Genomic DNA, 982 nt, shown 5'->3' with positions numbered 1-982 from the left:
AAATCTGGAATTTTAATCATAGGGTTTAAAGGATGAAGTTTAATAAAGTTGGGCGATTGTTCATATCTGCTGTATTAGTAAGTATGTTGATTGCCTGCGGAGAAACTGATCAGAAAGAGCTTAACGCGAATCATCTAGCGAGAGCTAAAGCTTATGCCGAGCAAGGTCAATATAAAGCCGCGACAATTGAATATAAAAATGCGGTGAAGAAGTCGGGTGGCGAAGCCTCTTCAATTGTTCAATATGCCGAGATGTTGATTAAATTAGGGCAATATGACGCGGCGCTTAGCTTATTGGAGCAGGTGAGTACCGACAAGGATGAAAGTTACTATGTCGCACTGGTTGAGTCTTATCAAGGTAAGCACAAGTACTTATCTGCTGAGCTTGTTCTGGATGAGCACTTAAGTGGCAATAGCGTTGAGCTTCAAATGCTTCGTGCGCATAACTTGTTAGGTTTGAACGAGCTTGAACAAGCAGTCAATGCCTATCAGAAAATTCTTAATGACGAGGCAGGGAATGACCTCGCTACCCTAGGAAAAGCAACTGCTTTAGTAAGATCTAACCAGGTAAAAGAATCGAAAGGCTTGCTTAATTCCATACCTAAGGGTGCCAAGGCTTTTAGTAAAGCAAGAATTCTATTGGCTGGTATTGCAATTGGTGAACAGAACCTGGAACAGGCCGAAGATATTCTGACCGATTTGCTTTCTACTATGGATAATACAGATATTATTGAGCCGGAAAAAGCCGTTGTATTAGAACGGCTATCTTATGTTTTGACTCGCCAAGGCCGTTCTAACGAAGCCTATATTTACACCAAACTGTTATCCGAAGCCTTCCCGGGTTCAAATGAAGTAAAAGAGAAATATCAGCTTGCGGTCGAGAAAATGCAAGCAGGCGAATTGGATGCGTCTAAAGCAACTTTGATCGAGATATTAAATGATTATCCCTCATACAAGCTAGCGACTCAGCTACTAGGTATTAT

At 41.3% G+C, this 982-nt stretch carries 1 protein-coding gene; it reads left to right on the top strand.

Going from position 1 to position 982, the window contains the following annotated elements; translation table 11 throughout:
* Window positions 1-32 precede the first annotated feature (32 nt).
* Window positions 33-982 (top strand): tetratricopeptide repeat protein (locus tag A3735_RS08215; RefSeq protein ID WP_156499525.1); only part of this gene is annotated, 950 nt, incomplete at its 3' end.

The organism is Oleiphilus sp. HI0061 (assembly GCF_001635675.1).
This window is presented reverse-complemented; position numbering and strand designations above follow the sequence as displayed.